The sequence below is a fragment of the Microcoleus sp. B6-A1 genome (assembly GCF_036705085.1).
Taxonomy (GTDB): Bacteria; Cyanobacteriota; Cyanobacteriia; order Cyanobacteriales; family Microcoleaceae; genus Microcoleus.
Map to the genome: position 1 here is coordinate 1 of NZ_JAUBTU010000077.1, position 21,731 is coordinate 21,731.

Annotated in this window: 16 protein-coding genes and 1 tRNA gene; 4 read left to right on the forward strand and 13 right to left on the reverse strand. The window is 43.0% G+C overall.

Going from position 1 to position 21,731, the window contains the following annotated elements:
- Positions 1-479: 479 nt before the first annotated feature.
- The 12 genes from QUB11_RS23570 to QUB11_RS23625 all read right to left on the reverse strand — a co-directional run bounded on the left by QUB11_RS23570 (position 480) and on the right by QUB11_RS23625 (position 17,137).
- Positions 480-1,961, reverse strand: coding sequence for an AAA family ATPase (locus QUB11_RS23570; protein ID WP_333201443.1), 1,482 nt, complete (start codon positions 1,959-1,961; stop codon positions 480-482).
- Entirely contained in the window at positions 1,958-5,773 is a 3,816-nt protein-coding gene (locus QUB11_RS23575) for an Eco57I restriction-modification methylase domain-containing protein (RefSeq protein WP_333201445.1), read from the reverse strand. The genes QUB11_RS23570 and QUB11_RS23575 overlap by 4 nt, the downstream gene beginning before the upstream one ends.
- Before the next feature lie 73 nt (positions 5,774-5,846).
- Entirely contained in the window at positions 5,847-6,086 is a 240-nt protein-coding gene (locus QUB11_RS23580; protein WP_333201447.1) for a type II toxin-antitoxin system HicA family toxin, read from the reverse strand.
- Entirely contained in the window at positions 6,083-6,304 is a 222-nt protein-coding gene (locus QUB11_RS23585) for a type II toxin-antitoxin system HicB family antitoxin (RefSeq protein WP_333201449.1), read from the reverse strand. Before QUB11_RS23585 ends, QUB11_RS23580 begins: the two co-directional genes overlap by 4 nt.
- Before the next feature lie 183 nt (positions 6,305-6,487).
- A complete protein-coding gene (locus QUB11_RS23590; protein ID WP_333201451.1) occupies positions 6,488-9,850 on the reverse strand; it encodes a helicase-related protein in 3,363 nt (1,120 codons plus the stop codon).
- Between the two features lie 266 nt (positions 9,851-10,116).
- Positions 10,117-10,190 (reverse strand) — tRNA-Val (locus QUB11_RS23595).
- Positions 10,191-10,276: 86 nt separating this feature from the next.
- The gene (locus tag QUB11_RS23600) at positions 10,277-12,469 is read right to left on the reverse strand and encodes a serine/threonine-protein kinase (RefSeq protein WP_333201453.1); all 2,193 of its coding nucleotides are present in this window, start codon (positions 12,467-12,469) and stop codon (positions 10,277-10,279) included.
- A gap of 106 nt (positions 12,470-12,575) precedes the next feature.
- On the reverse strand, positions 12,576-13,022 hold the full coding sequence (locus tag QUB11_RS23605; protein ID WP_015175311.1) for an SRPBCC family protein: 447 nt from the start codon (positions 13,020-13,022) through the stop codon (positions 12,576-12,578).
- 193 nt (positions 13,023-13,215) lie between these two features.
- On the reverse strand, positions 13,216-14,652 hold the full coding sequence (zds, locus tag QUB11_RS23610; RefSeq protein WP_333201455.1) for a 9,9'-di-cis-zeta-carotene desaturase: 1,437 nt from the start codon (positions 14,650-14,652) through the stop codon (positions 13,216-13,218).
- Between the two features lie 62 nt (positions 14,653-14,714).
- Positions 14,715-15,071, reverse strand: coding sequence for a type II toxin-antitoxin system PemK/MazF family toxin (locus tag QUB11_RS23615; protein WP_333201457.1), 357 nt, complete (start codon positions 15,069-15,071; stop codon positions 14,715-14,717).
- Between the two features lie 4 nt (positions 15,072-15,075).
- Positions 15,076-15,330, reverse strand: a complete 255-nt coding sequence (locus tag QUB11_RS23620) for a hypothetical protein (RefSeq protein WP_333201459.1) — start codon at positions 15,328-15,330, stop codon at positions 15,076-15,078.
- A 157-nt stretch (positions 15,331-15,487) separates the two neighbouring features.
- Positions 15,488-17,137: a DUF6930 domain-containing protein gene (locus tag QUB11_RS23625; protein WP_333201462.1), complete on the reverse strand. Its 1,650-nt coding sequence runs from the start codon at positions 17,135-17,137 to the stop codon at positions 15,488-15,490.
- Positions 17,138-17,382: 245 nt separating this feature from the next.
- Here QUB11_RS23625 and QUB11_RS23630 point away from each other — a divergent pair, with 245 nt between their 5' ends.
- From QUB11_RS23630 to QUB11_RS23640, 3 genes are all read left to right on the forward strand, one after another.
- A complete protein-coding gene (locus QUB11_RS23630) occupies positions 17,383-17,736 on the forward strand; it encodes a HesB/IscA family protein (RefSeq protein WP_006632680.1) in 354 nt (117 codons plus the stop codon).
- Between the two features lie 125 nt (positions 17,737-17,861).
- Positions 17,862-18,278 (forward strand): tetratricopeptide repeat protein, encoded by a 417-nt coding sequence (locus tag QUB11_RS23635; protein ID WP_190743632.1) that lies wholly within the window; start codon positions 17,862-17,864, stop codon positions 18,276-18,278.
- Between the two features lie 196 nt (positions 18,279-18,474).
- Complete coding sequence (locus QUB11_RS23640; RefSeq protein ID WP_006632682.1) at positions 18,475-18,672, forward strand: hypothetical protein; 198 nt, start codon at positions 18,475-18,477, stop codon at positions 18,670-18,672.
- A gap of 164 nt (positions 18,673-18,836) precedes the next feature.
- On the opposite strand, the gene QUB11_RS23645 is transcribed toward QUB11_RS23640, so the two are convergent.
- Positions 18,837-20,468 (reverse strand): DUF3352 domain-containing protein, encoded by a 1,632-nt coding sequence (locus tag QUB11_RS23645; RefSeq protein ID WP_333391865.1) that lies wholly within the window; start codon positions 20,466-20,468, stop codon positions 18,837-18,839.
- A 148-nt stretch (positions 20,469-20,616) separates the two neighbouring features.
- On the opposite strand from QUB11_RS23645, the gene thyD reads away from it, so the two are divergent.
- A complete protein-coding gene (gene thyD / locus QUB11_RS23650; protein ID WP_333391866.1) occupies positions 20,617-21,543 on the forward strand; it encodes a thylakoid membrane protein ThyD in 927 nt (308 codons plus the stop codon).
- Positions 21,544-21,731: the final 188 nt, after the last annotated feature.

The following is a 21,731-nucleotide window of genomic DNA, read 5'->3' on the forward strand; positions in this document are numbered from 1 at the left end:
TTGCTCGGCATTCAGGTTTAGTTTTAGCTTGGCGGTGATTATTTGAGGCATTACTTTCACGAACTCTGACAAAATTCTATCTCGTGAAGATGGCAAAAGCAAGTGGTGTAGCAAAAATTATTTGTTCGCTCATCGACCGCCCCGAACCTTCCGACACATAAAGTCATCGGTTTAGTTCGGGGCGGCTCTCCTCGCTCACGCAAATTCCTCCCGACGCTCACCTGGGTACAGGTAGAGCGCGGGACTCCTTTTGGTTTAGTTGAAAGTCGGATTGTCGATCGGCTTGTAGGGCGCTTTGGGCACGGCCAAAAAGCCTTGGACGTAGAGCGCCCCCTCAATAGCTAAGGCTGCCTTACAAGCGTTGTCAAAGCAAGTTTTAGCTTGGCTTTTGATCGGGGTCGCGATTTCTATCTATCGCGCCTCATCTAACAGTTCGGTCATGAGGTTTTCTGTCGATATCACTCAGTATTAGTTTAATATCATATGCCCAACTCATGTTTGAGAGTTTTTACTGCATCAATTGCTTCTTGAATTTCGCGATCGTAAGTTTGGCTAATTTGTGCATGATTTAGGGGATTCATAATTAATGTACGATATAATTCAATATTTTGTTTACAGGTTGCACTTAGAAACAGAGTTCCATCCTTTTTGTAGGCGATAAGTGGTTGCCAAAAGTCATCGGTTGTTAATTTTTTAGACTCTTCTTGATATTTTACCTTTAAGTAATGCTTATCACAGAATTTTTTGAGGATGACTTCAAAGGCGGTACGCAAATATACAGCGGATGCTTTGAGATCGGGAGCTTGAGGAGGAATCGGGGTGAGATATTGTTGAGCTTTGTCTAAATAATCAGTGTCTTGCTTCCAGACAGGAATTTCTAAATCCTCTGTAATTTTTCCGCAATAAAGTTCCTGAAAAACCCATTTGTTACCATCAAATCTCTGTTTAAGAATTTCATACCACTCCCGATCGTAGGTCATCAAAAATATTTGGTACTCGCTGAATTGATCTTTGATAATATCAATTAAGGGGAGACGATTAGACATATCTAAGCCAATAAAAATATCATCTAAGGCGAGTAGTTTGAGTTGGGGTTTCGGTGCTACGAGGAGAGAGCTAAAATAAAGCGCGATCGCAATAGCAGAGAGTTTTGCTTCATTCAGGAAGTGATGTGGACTAGATATTTCTCGGTCTAGAAACTTAATATTTAATAAAATCTTTCGATTGTCAATACAATTTTCTTTTTGGTCGTCTCTATATTTGGCTGTGTTATCAAAAGTAATGCCTTGAAAATGTAAAGAAATGACAATTTTATAGCCAAAGTATTCCATCAGTTGTGTAGCTTTTTGCTCTAACTCGTTGAGCTTGGCGCGTAGTCCTTGATTAAAGATTTGGCTTTCGGCTTCAAAAATAGCAATTTTGCGCTTGTGATTTTTTTGTTTTGGAACAATTGCTAGTAAGTCTCTCCAGTTATCAGGAAAGGTTCTTTGCAGGGGATGAAGGTCATTAATACACTGTCCTAACAGGCTATGAACTAATAACTCAAAAATATTGACTTCGGGCTCTCTGTGATGGATAAAATGAACTTCAAGTAAACGTTTATAGTCTAGGATACCTTTAGCTTGAGATGCGGCAATTATGTCTGGATCGTTGGTAGTGCAGGTGGTAGATGACCACTCGTGAACAATTTGGGGTGTATTCAGGTTTTGTCGCAAAAAGAATTTGATATAGCCTTCGTCAGTTTCCGGTGCAAATATATTTTTATATTGCTCAAAGTCTAGATTATTAATTCCAGATTCAAGCAGATACTGAAGTGCTAATAAAAGGGAGGATTTACCGCTACCATTTTCACCATAAATCAGTAAGTTTGGTTTACCACGTTCTCCAACTTTTGCTAATTCGACAATATGATGATTGTAGAAAGCACGAAAATTTTTAATCTCAACTTTAATAATTCTCATCCTAAACCTCTAATAATCCGCACGACTTCTAAACTCTTCAAAAAATAAATATTAACGCGAATCGGATGCTCTGAGTTAAATAGTCGTTTAAAGATTTGTCTCAGCGCTGGCATTTTATCACCTTTGACGGTATCGAAAGCGGGAAGATTTTCCGATAACACATGACTCATGAAGTATTTGTCATGGCTGTGCAATTCTTCCGGTAAATATAACTCCATCACCAGTGCATCCACAATTTGCTCAAAATAACTCAGCATCAGTTTGTCTTCTGCTGTTTCTACCATCTTTTCACCATGACTAGGAATATCTTTGAGTTCGGCGGTAAGGTAGATGATGTAATTAACTAGGGTTTCAATAACATTGCGCTGTGGTTCAGTGGTCGTAGGGATAGAAATTTGAGAGACATAGATAGATTTGAAACGCTTAAAGTCACCACGCACAGCAGGACAAATTTGATTGATAAAAAATTGTATCATTCCAGAGTTAAGAAAGCCTAGTAAATATTTTGACTCTGCTGGAATCAAAAACAAGGTACAGTCAGGGTAAAAACTATTAGTATCAAAAGCAAATTCACAACGAATAGCAATATCTGGGTAAACAATTTTAGGCTGCTCAAAATCTTGCCAATAAGCAATGTTATCCTGAATTTCGTACCATTTATAAGTACCTGCTTTTCTACCTGTACCTGGTGTGAGCTTTTCTTGGTACTGGCTTAGGTAATTTTCAATGGCTGGATACTTCTTGATATCAATTCCTCGTCTTGTAAAAATCAACCATAAGTTTTGATATTCAACACGCCATCTTTTAACATCCCTTCCGCGCAAAAAAGGTTTGAGAACTTCCGCCGATGATGGATGTTCAGTAATTAGCCTATCTCGCGTTTCTCTATCCACCACAAATGCGTCGTTAAAGCCAGTTAAAATGCCACGATAAAATCTGCCATTCACATATTCCCCTAGCGGTGTACCAGTTGTTCGCAGTTTTTCCAACAAATTGAGAACTGTTGACGACTCTAGCCGCCAACCATCAGCAGTCAACTCCTTTTGTGCCATCAAAAAGCTCTGATTTTCAAACACTGAAGCAAACTGATCGACTGGTTGCCCGAATTCCCAATTTAAAACGCGAGTTTGATGATTTTTAGGCTGTTCTTTACTAGCAATAATGATGCTAGGGTAAGCAATAGCCGTAAAAATCGGTGCATCACCAAAATCAATTAATTGCTGAATAGTCGATTCATTACCTAAAAACTTACGCAGCTTTTCCCCGTAACCAGAGCGAAAATATTTATTTGAGGAGATGTAGCAGAGAATACCTTGATTTTTCAGGAGCTTTAACCCTTGCTCATAAAAATAAACATACAAATCAGCTACACCTGTATAACAATCATATTGACTTTTAAAGATGGGTTTAAACTCTTTAATTTGTTCTTGGCGCACATAGGGCGGATTGCCAATACAAACATCAAAACCATCACCTAGCCCAAACATCCATTCTGAATCAAAGAAATCAGCCACAGCATTTTGCTCATAAGGCTTCCAATTAGCCAACTTTTCCGCACTTTCACTCGGAAACCCACCACTTTTAAGAATATCACTAATCTGATGACGAACTTGATCATCTAATTCTCGATACTTAGCCTTAGTTTTAGGAGTACGAGCCATAAAATAACTTTTGCGAACCTCTGCTAATTCCTTTTCCTTTTGTTCAATGCGAGGATCACGTAAAGTAAAATCAGCAGCCCCTTTAATTCCAATCAAAGCATTAGCCGCCACAAACTTAGTTTCCAAATTGGGTAAAGGACGTACACCCCGATTTTCCTGAGAATCATCAATATTTTGGTGAACAATCAGCGAAATGAAAAACCTTAACTTAGAAATCTGGATAGCCACCGGCTGAATATCTACCCCATAAATGCAGTTTTCAATTAAATATAACTTCCGTCCATAATCCAACTCATTATGCTCAAAAGCTTGCTCAATATCCTCAATTACCTTTTCTCGAATCGTGCCATCAGGAATCTCACTAGCCTTAGATATTTGTTTTTCCTTCCATCTGCCATTTTGCGGGTCAAGCTTACTCAGAATATATACCAACTTATGCAAAATACCCATCGGGAAAGCACCCGAACCGCAAGCCGGGTCGAGAATTTTCAAATTATCAATCCCCTCTATTAATCCTGATACTTCTGTATCTGTAAACTGATGCGACTGATTATTATAAGCAAACAGATGGCGCAACCTTTGATTCGCTTCTCTTTCTCCACTGAGTGAAGTCAATTTACCTTCCAAACAAGCAATTAATGCCTCATCTACCATGTAATCAACAATTTCACGCGGCGTATAAAAAGATCCGGTTTGCTTCCTAGCAGTTGTATTCGTTTCCGGGTTATAAGCAGCGAGTAAATTTTCAAACACCTTCCCTAACAACTCAGGATCAAGGGCAATTTCTTCCTCAATCGGCGTATTTTCCGTAACAGTAAACTTATAACTATGAAAAATATTAATTAAACCTCGCACCGTATAGCGCTTGTTTTTTGTCCCGTAAACATCATTCAGATCAATTTGTTGCTCAGATTCACTAAAAAATAGACAATTAGGAATATTTAGCCGATTATCCTGACGTTCCGAAAAACCATCAATGCGGACAATCTGTTTAGGCTGATATTGATCGGGTTTATCCAAACATTCAAATAAACCACCATTCAGAAATGGAATATTATCAAACAATCTGAGTATCGCTGGGGAATCGTGAAAATAATCCTCATAGCGATAGACATTATGCACCATGTAATTTTGGTCACGTCCCCCTGCTTGCTTCGCCTTATTTCTAAACTTACGATTATCAGGTTTACTAGGAGTATTCATCTCCTGATTCAGCGTTGCAAAGAATAAATTTTGCAGAATCGCTTTATAATAAGTGCTTTCTGTCGGTTCATTGGACTTGATTAATTGCTGTACCCTTTGATAGTTAAACAAATCATCTGGTACTAACCCTTTTTCCTTCAGAAACCAAACAAAAATCAATCTCGTAATTAAACGAATAACGCTAGTAGCATTACGAATCTCGACATTTCCCCCCGCACCTTCGGGAAAACTAACATTTTGTACTGCCCAAAAATACCAGTTAGCTACTTCTTTAAAAAACCGTTTATTTAGTTCAGAAGTATCAAGAGTTTTCTGCCAAGCATCATGCAATTGGTCAAAATTGGTAAATTGATACTGTTTAAACAACTGAGGTAATGAAAGGTCAAAAAGTATTTCAATATGAGCGCGATGGGGCTGAAAAATATTAATATTTTTAATTAAAGTGATTTTTTCTAAAACATCCTTAGAAGTTTCTCGTTTATTAGGACGGCGGTTAATTATCGACAAAGTAAAACACTCACCATGTCGGAATAAAACCATAATCGGAATATCAGATTGATGGTTAACTTCGCGAGTAATATCCGATAGCTGACTGCGTGTGTAATCATTCTCGCGCAACTCAACCGCCAAGAAAATATAAGATTGCAGATAATTTTGATCTATGTTACTAAAAGATCCTAATTGACCATTGGATTTAATCTCATCTTCAGTCAGTTGAAACAAAAAATCAACGGACTTCCATTGAGATAAACTCGCCCGTTGCTGGTTGATTTCCCCAAATCCAAAAGTATCGATAAAATCTTCAGGGTGATTGCTATCTAACTCAAATTTTCTTTGCGTCGTATATCCTAGGGTTTGGAATAATAGCTCTAGCTTCTGGGCTGCATCACCCGCAGCTAAATTTTGGATAGATTTCGCAATTTTATCTTTCATTTCTTGTTCATTCATCTTTAATACTCCACTATACAGGTATTGGTGTCTAGTAGGTAAATCATCTAGCTAAAGTATGCTATAGCCTATTTCAACAATTCTCATAGGCGGTAATAAATTCTTCTCTAGTGATTCCTGATTGAGTACAAATCAACCTAAGTGTTGAACCTTTGATTTGATTATGATTTGGTAATGTCAAAGGTGTTGTTGTCCCATCATTATTCATGCGAACCATAGAAATATGTTCCTTTTCTCGAATGATTTGGAAACCCAAAATTTCTAAAGTTTTAATAACTTTAGATTTGGGAATATCTTTAGGAAATTTTGTCATGCTATACTCATCTCTGTTAGAAAGACTTCCGACAATGGAAAATCTGACTCTATCACATCACTACCAAAAGTTTCGATATGAAACTGGAGTGCAGATTTGACATCGGTTAGTGCTTCTTCATATGTGTTGCCTTCACCAACGACAACGCCTTTGATGCCTAGTGGATAAGCAACATAGCCATCAGAATGTTTTTCGACAATGATTTTGATAGTTGACATAGATTACCTCTTTTCAGTAAATAACATTTCGATTTGATCCCCAATATTACAATCAAAATTTGGGATAGATTAGGCTATTTTATCTTTCATGTGTTCATTCATCTTTAATACTCCTGGACGCAGAAACCGGGTTTTTTACGAAAATACTGGATTTGAGGCTTTAACACTGGTAAAAAACCCGGTTTATTTGGTATTTGTGCCTAATTCATCTTTAATCACCAACCATGTAATTAAATCGAAATCAGTTTTGCTTGTCACCTGTTTTTTGTGTTCTGGCATTACCGCACCTTTACCAGACTTAAACAAATTACTACCTAACCGCTTCTTAAAAGTCCGAGTAATCGAATCAACCGCCCTCTCAAGTAAATCGTTATAAACACTCATATCTTCCCCGTTATTCGTCTGGTTGTCAAACAAATTACACAACGAGTCATAAGCTTGCGCCTGATTCGCACACAACAACCGAAACATCTCTAAAATCTGCTTAGGTTGAGCAAAACTGAAACGTACTACCTGATCCTCTCTAATATACACCAGAAAGTACGGTTGCAGAGGATTAACCTGCTCATTTCCCGAAGTATCACCTTTCTGTTTTAAACAAAAAATTACTCCTGGTGCAATTATCGGATTTTCAGACGCTGGTGGAACGACTGCATAAATACCCAAAGGTGCATCTTCTAGCTGTTTCTGGTTCCTTTGTAAATAATTACTTAGTTCAATGCGAAAGTCATCTAAGGTAAACTCATTGAGGGCAACGCTTTCGTTGAAATCCTCTAAATCTAATACCTCATTCTGCAATCGTAATAACTGTTTATCTCTATATTTTAAATCCGTTTGAATTAACTCTTCAATTTCATCCGGTTCCAGCAAGTTGTCTTCAAAGGTAGCGGCAATATCTACCAACGCCATCCTTGCTTCTACTCGATTTTTGAGATTGATGTATTTATTTAAGTCATCAGTAGGCCAGAAATTCACTAACTGTACTGTATGGTTAACACTACCGATACGGTCAATCCGTCCAAAACGCTGAATGATTCTGACTGGATTCCAATGAATATCGTAATTAACTAGATAATCGCAATCCTGTAAATTTTGCCCTTCAGAAATACAATCTGTCGCAATCAATAAATCAATCTCTCCATCTTGGGGCATAGATGGCATCTTGTCGCGCTTTTTGGAAATGGGAGAGAAATTAGTCAGAATTTGATTGAACTCATTCTTGCCAAATGTGGTTTTATTTCTGCCAGTTCCCCCAACTACTAAAGCTATGTTAATATTGAGCTTAGAAGTTGCGATCCATTCGTGCAAAGCCTGATAAAGATACTCTGCTGTATCGGCAAAAGCAGTAAATACCAAAACTTTACGGTTAGGTTGATTTTGTTTATTAATTGTTGGCTGTTTTACTTTGTTTTGAATCAAGTTTTTCAAATCGGCTAACTTGGCATCCCGTGTTTCATCAACCTGCAAAGCTGAATTATAAAGAATCTTGAGTTGTTGCTTATCCTCTGCTAAATCTTTTAACCATTCATCAGTATCAAGATGTGCCATCTTAAAAGTAAACCTGGAACCAACCTCGATAGCTGCTTGTAGTTCTTCATCATCAATATCTTCAAGATTTAACTGATTAAACTCAATATTCTGGTTTTGATCTCGAAACTGCTTAAAGGTTTTAATTCGTTCCTGTAAATCTGCAATTTTAGCGATAGTCCTTGCCATCGTAATTGCAAAGGATGTCACCGAACTTTCCAGCCGTTTAAGAAAGTTAACTTTCATCATCCCGATGAGGAAATATTCGCGTACACTCTGCTTAAATCTTTGTCCTGATTTATGTTCGTATTCTTCTCTGTACTGCGGCAAAACATATTTAGAAGGGTTAAATAATGACAATTGATAATTAGAAATTTCATCATTGAGTTTGTCGTAGGACATAAACTTACCTTTCAAATCAATTGTTGGAAAGATAGACAAGGGTTTTATCCTAATTGGGAAGCCGCCTAATTGCTCTACAACATCTTTATAATATTTTTGAATATGTTTGCGAGAACGAGCTATGGTTAATTCGTCAAGCAGTTTAAAAAAACCAGAATCAAGGGAATTTAAGAGTTCGCTAGTTATGCGAATACTCTTTTTTGACCAAGTGGTAAAAGCTCGTTGAGCGCTAGCTAGAGTATCTTTCAGACTAACTACACCAATTGATGCTTGAAAAGCATCATCCTTTCCTTCAGTGATAAATTCAAGCTGATGTCTTAAATCAGTCAGGTTATTGTTAACAGGAGTAGCAGAGAGTAAGAGAACCTTGGTTTTAATGCCAGCTTTAATAATGTCATCCATCAGTCGCTCATAACGACTTTTACGAATTATATTTCCATCTTCATCTCGCTTACCCTTAGTGTTGTTGCGGAAATTATGGGACTCATCAATTACTACTAGGTCATAATTTCCCCAGTTAAGAGTCCCTAAATCGGTATCACCGGATTTGCCAGACTCACGACTTAAATCTGTGTGAGATAAGACTGTATAATTAAAGCGATCGCTAACAAATGGATTTAGTTCACTATTATTCTGTGCGTGATAGATTGTCCAGTTTTCGCGTAACTTTTTTGGACATAACACTAAAACTCTATAGTTCAGGATTTCAAAATATTTAATAACTGCCAAGGCTTCATAGGTTTTTCCTAAACCCACACTATCGGCAATAATACAACCATTGTGGGTGCGAATTTTATTAATTGCTCCTATTACGCCATGTTTTTGAAATTCCAATAAAGTATTCCATATGGTAGTATCAACTAGCTGGTTGCTTTCACTGAACAATCCAGCGTCTTGTTGGTCTGCTAAAAATTTTTCAAAGATATGAAATAGGGTTTTGTAGTAAACCAATTCTGGAGTGGAATTAGTATATAATTGTTCTAAATAAAACAACACATCTGCTTTGATATCTTTTACCATTTCTTCATTGTTCCAAATTTGGTCAAACCAAACTTTCAAATCATAAGTGTCTTCTATGCTACTAACGATTAAATTTAATTCAATATTGTTGATATTGTTAGATAATCCTAAGCCTTTTATGGTAAAATTAGAACTTCCCATAATCGCGGATAAAACTCGATAAATGGTTGTCGATCCATCGGGTCTGATGTCCTGTACTTCATTGTCAATATGATAGAGTTTTCCGTGCAAGAAGTTAGACTTTGCGATCGATTTTATCTCTACTTTTTCTCTAATCCAGTCAGCACAATCTTTGGCTAAACGTTTTTGTTGAAGCTGCTTTTGGAGGGTTAACCCTTCTCGATCGATTAAGAAGGCTTTGGTTTCCTTTCTGTGAGGATCGAGAACAAAAGTTGGTTCGCCAAACAGGAATTGTAATTTTTCAATTTTCAATAGCTGTTCTTTCAGCTCTTCAAAAGCATAAATTGTAAAATAAGCTGAAACAATTGATAAGCGGGAACCTTCTTTGATTTTAAATCTTAAAAATTCACCAACACACCCCCGTGTGTGGTTATCTTTAATGCCTGAATATGATAAGGAAAAAATCGAACTGGGCATATTTTTTACCTGTTCAAGGTTTATTGTTAAACATATTTTTTTTTAAGAATGTTAAAATCTTGTAGGACTTACGCAAGTGTCACAGTTAAATCAACTTGTAGGATGCCCCGGACATTGATTATTTCGATTTCAACAGATTTTTCCGATCCGGGACACCCTACGGAGATGCTACATTAAGGGAAGAGTGAGCCAAAGATCAGCGGAAAACAGAACTCTTAGTGAGATCGAAAACCTAAAACCCTTGATTTATAAATGATGGAAATTCATGGACACAACTGGACTCGAACCAGTGACCCCTACGATGTCAACGTAGTGCTCTAACCAACTGAGCTATGCGTCCTCACGAATTCCTAATGTAGCAGAACATTCGATCGCCTGTCAAGCATAAATATGAAATTTTTTAAGCAGGCACTCTTGACATCGCCCCTAACTCCCAATCCCCCGCCAAATTTTCACAGTTCGATCGCCCGCACCGCTAGCCAAACTCCCCCCATCAGCACTAAACGCCACCGACAAAACCTCCCCCCCGTGGCCCGTCAGAATTTCCAGCAAACCCCCCGTACCCGCATCCCACAAATAAATCGTGCCATCCCGACTCCCCGTCGCCAAAACCCGACCATCGGGACTCAACGCCACACACAAAACATCCCCAGAATTGTCCCTCATACTCCGCAACAGCGTCCCTCGCCCCTGTGCATCCACCCGCCACAGCTTCGCCGTACCGTCCCGACTCCCCGTCCCCAAAATCAATCCTTCTCCTACTCCCCCCCTTACCAAGGGGGGGCTGGGGGGGGTTTGACCGGCTGGGGACACAGAGGAAGTCAATCCTTCTCCTACTCCCCCCCTTACCAAGGGGGGGCTGGGGGGGGTCTGACCGGCTGGGGACACAGAGGAAGTCAATCCTTCTCCTACTCCCCCCCTTACCAAGGGGGGGCTGGGGGGGGTCGGGCCGGCAAGGGAGTTGGGGGAGTTCGCAGCAAAAACGATCGCCCGCACCCAATCCCCGTGCTCCGCCAGAGTACAAATCGATCGACCATTTTGCCAATCCCACAACTGCACAGTCTTGTCCCGACTGCCGCTAGCCAAAAACTCCCCGCCAGGACTAAAAGCCACAGCCTCCACCCCGCCAGCGTGACCAGTCAAAGCCGACATCCGCCTTCCCTTATTCAAATTCCACAACTGCACAGTTTTGTCCCGACTGCCGCTAGCCAAAACCTGACCATCCCGACTAAACGCCACAGCAGAAACCCTGTCAGAATGACCAGCCAAAGCGTACCACCACTTACCCTTATTCAAATCCCAAATATGAATCATTTTGTCCCGGCCGCCACTAGCCAAAGTCGCGCCATCAGGACTAAACGCCACACAAGTCACCCAGTCAGAATGACCCGTGAGAGTGTACCACCGCCTACCAGTCTCCAACTTCCACATCTCAATCGTCTTGTCCTCACTGCCGCTAGCTAAAGTCGCGCCATCAGGACTGAAAGCTACCGACGTAACAGCATTAGAATGCCCTACCAGAGTATGAACACACCTCCAAGTAGGCGCGCGTGCCGGTACAACCCGCTGCATCGGCGGCACAGGTAAAATAGTGCCTGCAACCGTTGGCGGCACTGCATTCTGCACCACAGGCGTCCTCTGCGGCACGGGAATTGTAGGCGCTGGTAGGGGCGGTGCCCCCGTGCCCGCCCCCGTGCCCGCCCCCGCCGACTGCTGCGGCTGCAAATCTTTCAATACCTCAGCTACAGATTTGTAGCGCCGACTGAGACTCGATTCGATCATTTTGTCGAGGATGCGACTTAATTTCGGATCAATTGGAACCTTCAAAAAGTCTCGCCAAACCCAAGCATCTTGATTGATATCGAACAAATCAAAAGGAGATATTTGAGTCAGCAAATAAATGCAAGTTACTCCCAAACTATACAAATCACTGGCATAAACCGCTTGACCTCTAATTTGTTCCGGCGCGACGAATTCGGGAGAACCGATGACTGTACCGGTTTCTCTCAAACCCTCCACAAGTTTTGCAGCGCCAAAATCCACTAAAACTAATTCCCCGGTTAATGTTGGGTAAGTATAAATGGTGGGAGTTTGAGAAAGGCGGCGGCGGATAATATTGGGGGGTTTAATATCTCGGTGAATTACACTGCGATCGTGCACGAACTGCAATACTGGCAATAAATCCTTCAGCAGACTGAGAATCTTACTTTCGCTGAAAGGCCCAGTCCGCGCCAACTCTTCCTGTAAATTCTGACCTTCTATAAATTCCTGTACCAAATACTGATAGCGTTCCTGCTGAAAGTGCGCCAACAATTCTGGAATTTGCGGGTGTTTCCCTAATTCGTCCAGCCGCACCGCTTCTCGGTTGAATAATTCTGCTGCTTTTTCGCTGCTGCTGGTACCTTGGGATAGCGGGAAAAACTGTTTAATTGCACAGCGCGGTTTTGAGGGTTTGTCTTGGTCTACTGCTAAAAAAGTGCGGCCGAAACCGCCGCGCCCAAGGGGTTTGATGGCGCGGTAACGCTCTCTGAGCAACAGTTTGGAGCCGCAATTCAGGCAGAATTGAGTACGATCGGCATTTTGCGGGTTTTGACAGGCGGGGTTTAGGCAATAACTCATAACTAAACCGAGAAGGAATCAGCAGCACATCTCTATGATACTGACGCCAAAGGGCGATCGACTCTCGCGTTACAATTAAAAACCACAGGACTTTAGTCCTCAGAATTTAAGATGTCGCTTTTACTTTCAGAGCATACTCTTTAAACCTTTCCAAGTCAGCCTGAATTGTCGATTCAACCACGCGGCCCAGAAATAGGTTATCCATCAATTTTCCCAGCCAGCCGGGAATTCCGTAAGCCACTGTCAGCTTGACGATACTGCTGTCTTTGCGATCGTAAAATCTTACGGCACCTCGATTTGGTAAGCCGTCTACCGATTCCCACTGAATTATCTGATTCGGCACTAATTTGAGAATCCGAGAAAGCCAGCTAAATTCTAACCCGCCAGTTGCGAGTTTCCAGCGAGACAATTCTGGATCTTCTTCAAGAACATGAACAGATTCTATCCACTTCATCCAGCGCGGCATTTGCTCTAAATCTGACCAGAGTTGCCACGCTAATTCGATGGGAATTGCCACTTCTACTTGGACACTGTGTTCTAACCAATCAGTCATGGGATTTTAGATTTTAGATTTTAGATTTTAGATTGAAGAATTGTTTCTTTTTTTCTTGTTACCAGGCTCTGCCTGGTAACGCAGATCCAGAGGCTCCGCCTCACTTTTCCTCTCGAATACTGGAGGCAGAGCCTCCTGATCGCCCTTCCCAGGCAGAGCCTGGGAACGAGAGAAAACGATAGAGGACTAATGACTAATGACTGTAAGCTTCGAGAATTGCCTTAGCCGCTTGATGGCCTGAAAGTGTCGCTCCTTCCATACTATCAATGTAGTCTTGCTGAGTGTAACTTCCTGCTAGAAAGAAATTGGCGATCGGAGTTTTTTGAGCAGGGCGGAAAACATCCATTCCCGGTGCTTCGCGATACAAAGATTGAGCTAGCTTCACTACACTGTACCAAGTCATGTTTAATTCCCGCGCTGAGGGAAATAAATCCTGAACTTGTTTGAGTACGTGTTGGGCGATCGCCTCATTGCTTTGTTTAATAAACGGATCTCCCGGAGTCAACACCAACTGCAACAGAGAACCTTGTCCTTCCTTATAATAATCCTTGGGACTTGTTAGCGCCAAATCAGCAAAACAGGAAAAATCTGCATCTGCTGAATATAGCAAATTATCGATGCCGACAGCGTGGCTCAACTGTTTGCGCTTGGCTTCGTCTTCCAATTCCGTTACCCAACCGTCGAACCGCAATTGCACTGTAGCAACCGGCACAGCATCTAATTTATAAATGTTGTCAAATTCTGACCATTTGCGCCAAGCAGGGGGCAATATTTTCTGAATTCCTGGTACGTCTAATGCAAAAAGATAAGCATCAGCGGTAATAGTTTCTTCAGTTTCGCCGCTAGCTACTGCCAAGCCTGTCACGCGGGTTTCTTCGCCTTCTTCAAACTGAATTTCTCGGACTCTGCGCCGCGTGTGGATTTTCGTTCCTTTGCTTTCCAAATATTCCACAATTGGTTTGTGCAAATATTCGTTGGGAGAACCAGCCAGCATCCGCATGACAGAGGCTTCGGTTTTCGAGGCAAAGAATTGAAAGATTGTCAACATACACCGGGCTGAAATATTTTCAGTGTCGATAAAACCCAGTGCGTAGGCGATCGGATTCCACATTCTTTTGAGGGAGTTTTGGTTGCCACCTTGACTGCGGAACCAGTCAGCGAAGCTAATTTTATCCAAATCGCGGATAGTTTTCATCGCTCCTTCAAAGTCTATCAAACCTCGGACGATCGGGCTAGTTCCCAGGGCGATCGCATTTTGAATTTTGTCTTGTACGGATAGCTGGGATGTAGTAAAAAATGCCTTCAATCCGTGCAAAGGAGCACCCACGGGAAAGCGAAAATCTAAAGAACCAGTTTCGCCGCCTCGATTGATAAAAGTGTGGACGTGTTCTTTGAGGAGCAAGTCGTCAAAAGCTCCCACTTTTTTCATGAGCGCAAATAAGTTATAATAGCAGCCGAAGAAGACGTGCAAACCCATTTCAACGTGATTGCCGTCTGGATCTACCCAACTGCCGACTTTGCCGCCGACAAAGGGGCGGGATTCAAAAATTTCTACTTCGTGGCCGGCGTCCACTAAATCGACTGCTGTGGTCATTCCAGCCAGTCCCGCACCTGCGATCGCAACCCGCATTTTACCTATCCTTTACAGTATTTTTACAAATTGTAACAAAATTTAGAATATTAGAAATATTATTAAAGTTCGTAAATGCCGATCGACACTTGTATAGCCCTCTGAATTCTGGCTAGGACATCGGCACTAAGTTGACCGTAAGGGCCTTGTTCCAGATAAGTCTTTTGGACAGTTATAATTTGCTCGCAGACAGCCAGCGAGTCAGATTCTAACCCTCCCTCACCTGCCGGAATCAAGACACGAGTCGGAGTTTCGCCCCCTCTCAAATCGCTAGTAAAAGGGACAATCAGTACAGTACGGCTCAATTCATTCCGGCTATCTATGGAAACGACAGCAACAGGACGCTTTTTGGTATCTCCGATCGTTCGCAAAGCTCTAACAAGATAAACTTCGCCTTGTCGCGGATAAGCTTCTGTCATTGTATCAAAGACCTTCCTCTATTAAAATTTCTTCCATTTGTTCCTGAGCAAATGTTGCCCATTCTTCCTCAAACTCAATATCTTCTTGGCTGCGATTTTGATAAAACTTCCGCAACTTATCCTCGATTTGCTTAGCGTACCAGAGACGGAGAGCTTGTTCGATCGCTTCCGTCCAATTATCAGTAAATTGGTCTATTTTATCAGCGAATTCCGCATCAATGGCGACTAACACTTCTCGCTTTTGAGTAGAATTTGACATAATCATTCTCCTTAATAATTTAAAAACTATGGTGCGCTGTGGCGCACCTTACAACTTACTTTTACCTCTTCCTTCTCACAACAGTCAACAGTCAACAGTCAACAGCCAACAGTCAACAGTCAACAGTCAACAGTCAACAGCCAACAGTCAACTAACTTTAAAACATCGGCATTAACTGAAGTGGCCCAATTCCCAAGTCTTTAGCAGACACCCAGCGCACCTCAAGCAAAGCGATCATATCCTTAAACTGAGGCTGACCGCGAGAAGCACCCATCAACCCTTTAGCAATAATCAAACCGCACCAACCGTTGGTTAATTTACAGCGGCGATCCCACTTCTTGCGAGCTTCCTGATGCACCGGATCGTCTTCATTAAACTCCCCAAACAAATACAACTCGCCATTTTTAGTTTGCAAAATACCCAAGTCGTATTGCTCATCCTGAAAAGGATTTTCGCCCGGATTAAAACCAATCCCCTTCACACCTCCAGCTTCTTTCAAATCCTGAATCATAGTTTTTGCCTTCGGATGAGAAGTTTGGATCATCACCACCGGCAAACCATCTCCGGCGGTATTAATATCAATTTCTGCACCTTGGTGAAACTGGACACTTTGGCGCAGGAAATCTACCGTTTCCCAAGGTACGGCACCGAGACTCAAAAATGAATTTTGCGGCACCAAATCGTCCCGCAGCAGTGGCTTGTCAAATTCATCATCATCGTCATCATCGTCATCATCGTCATCGCCGAGCATCTGTAATAATTCGTCCGACACATCCGGCATCGTGGAAACTTTAACGGATACCTGTTGAATTTCTCCGTCAGGCTGCGGAACTGGGATGCGGTAGCGGCTGCTAAGAGTGGGAAAAGTGTCTGATCCCAATTTCCGGCGACCGTTGCGGAAAAAGCGATGAAATGCTTCGAGAGCAACTAACATCGTGAGGGCTTCTTCTTCGTAAAGAATCGATCGCAATCCTTCTAAAGGATGTAGGTTGCCGAAATTTGGTTCAATTTCCGATGGAGGCAAATCGGCTAAATCAATTTCTTCGTCGTCGTCCTCATCAAGCTCTGCTGCACTTTCAAAGGTAACAAACAAACAGTCTTGCCCTAAAAAAGCCTGTTCTAAATCTTCAAAAGATTCATCGTTGACGACTCGTTCTCGAAACCGTTTCAAGGATTCTAGAGAGCGGTACAGTAAAACTCCGTAATCCATTCTGCCTTGCCCCAATACGGACACGTAGAGGCTGGCGACATCCCATTGATTGATTTCAATAGATATAATTTGGTGTTCGCTCAAAGTCCGCCACGGAGCATCTTGCCAAATTTGAGCAGCTTTTTCCATTAAAACTTCAGCATACTGAGGGGGCAACTCAGGAGGTCTGTTGATCGCGACCTCTTCCATGCCGCGAAATATTTCGTCAATTAAGGGCAATTCCGGCACGTAGTCAATGGAAATGCCTAAATCTTGAAGTACGCCCCGCAGATAAAATTGAATTTCTCGGTTTTTGACTACTATTTTTTGGGGGCGGACTGCGGGAGCCGGACTTTGGGGATGTTCCATTGCCCGTAGCAGGGCCCGGACGAGCGCCTCTGGGCCGGCATCAGGGCCTACCATGTCCATAGCCCTCACGACTCCTTCGGAGCCATCGACCCAGAGAATGCACTCGCCACCAGCTTCTAGAACGTCATCGTCATCTAGCATCATGTGTGAGTCAGCATTAGATAAGGGTCGGCGATCGCCCTCCCACACGCTGGGAATTTGAGGTAAGTTTTGTAGCCGACGAAGAGTAGTGCGATTCAGCGCTGCCATAGAGTAAGCCCGTTGGGTGAAGCATTGTTGCGGTGCCGGTAGCCGGTCAACCGCTGCTTATCAATCATAAACCCTATAGGGGGAGAGGACATCGAGCTGGGGAACGAGGCCCCACGGGAATTAAAAGTTAGAAGCTAAAAATTCTGCCTTCAGCATCTAACCTTATGCCTTCTGGCGAATGCCTGTACAATGGAGCAATAAGATTAAACTCTTTGCATTAGACAGTCTCAGGAGTTCGGCAAATTATGACTCAAGCCATTTCTGAAAAGCGCGGCATTCAAATGACAGACTCTGCTGTCCGTCAAGTTTTAGCTCTCAGAGAAAAACAAGGTAAAGACCTCTGCTTGCGGGTAGGGGTGCGCCAGGGCGGATGCTCTGGAATGTCCTACGTGATGGATTTCGCAGATCCAAGCACTGTGAAATCCGACGATGAAGTGTTCGACTACGACGGTTTTCAGGTAGTTTGCGATCGCAAGAGCATTCTTTATCTCTACGGTTTAGTTCTCGACTTCAGCGATGCTATGATCGGGGGCGGCTTTCAGTTTACTAACCCCAACGCAACTCAAACTTGCGGTTGTGGCAGTTCATTTTCTACATAAATTGGAAAATAGGGCATTGGGGATTGGTAATTGCTAATTGCTGAGAATGCCTCGGACTGCCTTGCTGCGTCCGGCACCCCATGCTCTTTCCAATCTAAAATCTCAAATCCAAAATCTAAAATCGAATGACCCCTGAAGAATTGTTTAAAGACGGTTTCGATCGCTACCAAGCTGGCGAAGCCCCGGCTAATCTGATCCCCGTGTTTAAAGAAGTGTGCGAAAAAGCTCCCAAAAATGGCAATGCCTGGGCTAGCCTCGCGTGGCTCTACCTGTTAGAAAATAAACCCGCACCGGCTCAAAAGGCAGCGAAAACCGCAGTTAAATTGAACCCTCACGACCCCCAAGCTCGCATCAACCTAGCAGTAGCGATCCTCGATCTCAAAGAAAAAGGAGTGCGCCCCCACGTAGAAGTGGCTCAGCAATTACTGATGGCTTCCGAAGAGTTGCTCGACGAAGTTAAAAAAAATTTTGAAGAAGGATTAAGCAGAAAACCCGACTGGAAGAGTCTCGCCCGCGTTAAACAGTGGCTTCTGGAGCCGTAACCGCGTAAACAAGTCGATTTTTGGGCGGGGATCGAGGAAATCGGCTTTGTGGTTTATTACGATATCGTAATAAATCAATAAATAACTTTATGGAAAACTCAGGAAGTCAGTGCTAGTATTTGAAGACTTAGACGATTGACAAACCCGCTCAGCGGTTTTGAGATTTTACTACGATAATACTAGGAGTTGTAAAAACATGAGCACTGACAGCCACGTTAACATCAAACCCGCAACCCGCAACCACAAAGGTTTCTTTATTCAGCCAGCTTCTTATAAGTTGATGAGCATCGATAAATCCGGCTGGGCCTTAATTTGCATGGACAAAGCAGTTTGTCACTACGTAGACCCGGATGATTTGCAATTGCCCAATAAATCAGGAATGTCTGAAGGTTAATTCTGAAGTTGTGAGAGACTTTAAGATGCTTTATTTGAGTAGCTGCCCTCCATTGAGGGCAGCATCTTTTTTTGGTCAGGAAAAACTCCGGCAACGCGCACTGAATCGGGATTTAAGGGATAGAAGGAAGAATTACCGATTAGAAATTACCGATTCCCAATTCTCTAATTGTTAGATTTTAAGGCAAAAAGCATCTCAAGCTGAGCAGTTGTCGGTTGTGTAGAAGCTGTGGCTACGCTAACTCCTCGGAGAGAATTCAGCAATTCAGCGGCGGGCGGCGAAACTAAATTTGGCTGTACTGCGAGCAAATATTGGTTAGCCCAAGACATGGTTTTTTCCATATCTATATAAAAGTAACCTTGGTTGGCTTGCGGTAAAGAAGTGGCGATCGCCTGAAAACTCGGACTGCTGCTTAACGGTTGCGGTGGCGTCGAAGTAATCACATCAACTAAAGGGCCACCGAAAGCTACAAACACAGAATTTTCATTCAGCCAACCGTGCCCGAATAAAGTGCCTTGCTGGGGTATTTTCCATTCCGTAACTTCCTTTCCTTGAACTTGTCTGGGGGCGACACTGACTGTAGCATTGCTTTTGGCGATCGCATCGAGTTTTTTCAGAGTTGCTTCTGCAGCAGGGCGATCGCTCGTTTCAAAAATCATCGCCGCCCCCATCCCCAACTGAGACAAAATACCTTGATCAGAACCGATCGCCCCGATCGCAAATTCCCCATTCATCCAACCAAAAACCTCTCGATCCGCATCCAAATCCAACCGCTTAAAACTATCCCTCACCTGCTGAACTCCCCTGTCAACTTCCGGGCTATCTTTGGCCTGGGCTGTCGCTTGCGACCAAATTTGATCTAGTCCTTTGCCGCCGACTAAAGCAATAGTTTCGCCGGGAAATCTGGGTAACAATTTCGATGGGAGTTGCGGATTTTGCTGGACAAATTTAGGGTCTAACTGAGCGATAGTTTTTACCCTCAATCCCGCACTGTCCGCCCCAATTCCCGCAACCAAAGACTTAACTTGTTTGAACTGCGAAAAAACTGTCCAAGGCAACTGGATATCAGCGGGCAAATTAGCTTTCAATTGCTCAATTGCAGCAGGATAATCAGCAATATAAACAGTTGCGATCGGATTCTTGACACCAGCACTCTCTGCAAAAAACTTAGTTGTGCTTTGCTGCGTAGCGAGGGAGGGTTCTCCTTTAAAAGTATCGATCGCCAATTCCACAGGCTTTCTCAAAGGAGCCATCACTAATTGGTCGTTCAGCAAAGCCACACTGTAGCGCTTGCCAGTTGGCTCTGCAATCTCATAAATTTTAACTCCTTTATACTCGGTTTCTTGAGTAGTTGCACCGGGCTGAGATTTTAATTTATTCGCAAAATTCCAAGCGCTAATTTTATTTTTGACGCTGACTACTACCAGCAGTTTTGGAGGCTCTGTATTCGTCACAGCATCAGGGGGCAGCAAAGCGACCATCACCCCCCCCAACCAAGGCTTTAAGTCCCTGTCAAAGTCGATTTGAGTGCCTGCCAAGCTTTGTTCTTGAAAGCCCTTCAAACCCTGACCGATCAACTTTTGAGCCCCTGGCGTGCCAAATCGCTGCAACTGGGCCAACGCTTGGGGATTGGGGGAGATAAACGCGGCCATCATTGCTTCGTCGGGTACAACTTTGGCGCTGTCTTGAGGGTTGGATACTTGTTGGCTCAAACCCTGGAAGTAAAAGTAGACCGCAGCGCTACCTGCTGCGGCGATGGAGGCAGCAATTAGAAGCTTTGATTTTTTTGCAGGCATGGTTTGTTTTCCTCGCGTCCCATATCAGTTTAATCAAAATACAGAAAGCTTGTGGGGAGGCGATCGAGGCTGCTCTTTATTTTTGTATGATTTAACACAAGTTTGGACGATCGTCTAAACTGCTAGAACTGTGCATTATTGGTAAAAGATGAAAGTAGCGATCGCGGGAGCAACGGGATTTGTAGGTAGCCGGCTAGTGGAGAAGCTGCAAGCTGCGGGACATCAAGTGGTGGTTTTGAGCAGGGATGGGGCGAAGGCTGGCCGAGTTTTTCCCGCTTCAGCTTATCCGAATTTGGAAGTTGTCGCCTACACTCCAGCAGAGTCTGGTGATTGGCAAAAGTCGATCGCGGGCTGCGACGCTGTTGTCAATTTAGCTGGGGTTCCGATTGCAGAAGAAAGGTGGACAGAGGCGCGCCAGCAGGCAATTCTGGACAGTCGCAGACTGACGACGGCAAAATTGGTAGAGGCGATCGTCAATGCTAATCCTAGACCATCGGTGTTTGTTAGCGCATCGGCGATCGGCTATTACGGAACCAGCGAAACCGCTGAGTTTGACGAAACGAGCCTCGCTGGAAACGATTTTTTAGCAACAGTTTGCAAGGACTGGGAAGCAGCCGCCCAACCTGCAAAAAATGCGGGAACGCGGCTAGCAATTTTGCGGCTGGGGATAGTTTTGGGAATGGGAGGCGCGTTGGCAAAAATGCTGCCAGCTTTTAAACTATTTGCTGGCGGCCCAATTGGGACAGGAAAACAGTGGTTTTCTTGGGTTCACCGCGAGGATGTGGTTGATTTAATTTTGTATGCTTTGCAAAATTCGCAAGTTGAAGGCGTTTTGAATGCGACAGCACCGAATCCGGTGCGGATGAATGAATTGTGTCAAACTTTAGGGGAAGTTTTAAAGCGACCTTCTTGGTTGCCGGTGCCAGGTTTTGCATTAGAAATGCTGTTGGGAGACGGGGCAAAAGTTGTTTTGGAAGGGCAGAAAGTGTTGCCGAAACAAACTTTAGCTAGCGGTTTTCAATATCAATATCCGACGCTTAAATTAGCACTCGAAGAAATTTTATCGGTAAGCTAGAAATCGAATCCTCGTTGTTCAAGAAACCGGGTTTCTGCGATAATTCTGGCATCTTCACGCCCGATTTGGTGAAGAAACCCGGTTTCTGAGGCCCTGCCAACCATCCAAGAAACCGGGTTTCTGCGATAATTTTGGCATCCTACCGAAGATTTGGGTAAGAAACCCGGTTTCTGAGTCCCACGCAATCG

What these genes read in the sequence shown, in the direction of transcription:
- thyD (WP_333391866.1), top strand. Translation starts at nt 20,617, where the DNA reads ATGAAAGTAGCGATCGCGGGAGCAACGGGATTTGTAGGTAGCCGGCTA.
- QUB11_RS23630 (WP_006632680.1), top strand. Translation starts at nt 17,383, where the DNA reads ATGACTCAAGCCATTTCTGAAAAGCGCGGCATTCAAATGACAGACTCT.
- QUB11_RS23635 (WP_190743632.1), top strand. Translation starts at nt 17,862, where the DNA reads ATGACCCCTGAAGAATTGTTTAAAGACGGTTTCGATCGCTACCAAGCT.
- QUB11_RS23585 (WP_333201449.1), bottom strand. Translation starts at nt 6,304, where the DNA reads ATGTCAACTATCAAAATCATTGTCGAAAAACATTCTGATGGCTATGTT.
- QUB11_RS23645 (WP_333391865.1), bottom strand. Translation starts at nt 20,468, where the DNA reads ATGCCTGCAAAAAAATCAAAGCTTCTAATTGCTGCCTCCATCGCCGCA.
- QUB11_RS23590 (WP_333201451.1), bottom strand. Translation starts at nt 9,850, where the DNA reads ATGCCCAGTTCGATTTTTTCCTTATCATATTCAGGCATTAAAGATAAC.
- QUB11_RS23570 (WP_333201443.1), bottom strand. Translation starts at nt 1,961, where the DNA reads ATGAGAATTATTAAAGTTGAGATTAAAAATTTTCGTGCTTTCTACAAT.
- zds (WP_333201455.1), bottom strand. Translation starts at nt 14,652, where the DNA reads ATGCGGGTTGCGATCGCAGGTGCGGGACTGGCTGGAATGACCACAGCA.
- QUB11_RS23615 (WP_333201457.1), bottom strand. Translation starts at nt 15,071, where the DNA reads ATGACAGAAGCTTATCCGCGACAAGGCGAAGTTTATCTTGTTAGAGCT.
- QUB11_RS23625 (WP_333201462.1), bottom strand. Translation starts at nt 17,137, where the DNA reads ATGGCAGCGCTGAATCGCACTACTCTTCGTCGGCTACAAAACTTACCT.
- QUB11_RS23575 (WP_333201445.1), bottom strand. Translation starts at nt 5,773, where the DNA reads ATGAATGAACAAGAAATGAAAGATAAAATTGCGAAATCTATCCAAAAT.
- QUB11_RS23600 (WP_333201453.1), bottom strand. Translation starts at nt 12,469, where the DNA reads ATGAGTTATTGCCTAAACCCCGCCTGTCAAAACCCGCAAAATGCCGAT.
- QUB11_RS23605 (WP_015175311.1), bottom strand. Translation starts at nt 13,022, where the DNA reads ATGACTGATTGGTTAGAACACAGTGTCCAAGTAGAAGTGGCAATTCCC.
- QUB11_RS23580 (WP_333201447.1), bottom strand. Translation starts at nt 6,086, where the DNA reads ATGACAAAATTTCCTAAAGATATTCCCAAATCTAAAGTTATTAAAACT.
- QUB11_RS23640 (WP_006632682.1), top strand. Translation starts at nt 18,475, where the DNA reads ATGAGCACTGACAGCCACGTTAACATCAAACCCGCAACCCGCAACCAC.
- QUB11_RS23620 (WP_333201459.1), bottom strand. Translation starts at nt 15,330, where the DNA reads ATGTCAAATTCTACTCAAAAGCGAGAAGTGTTAGTCGCCATTGATGCG.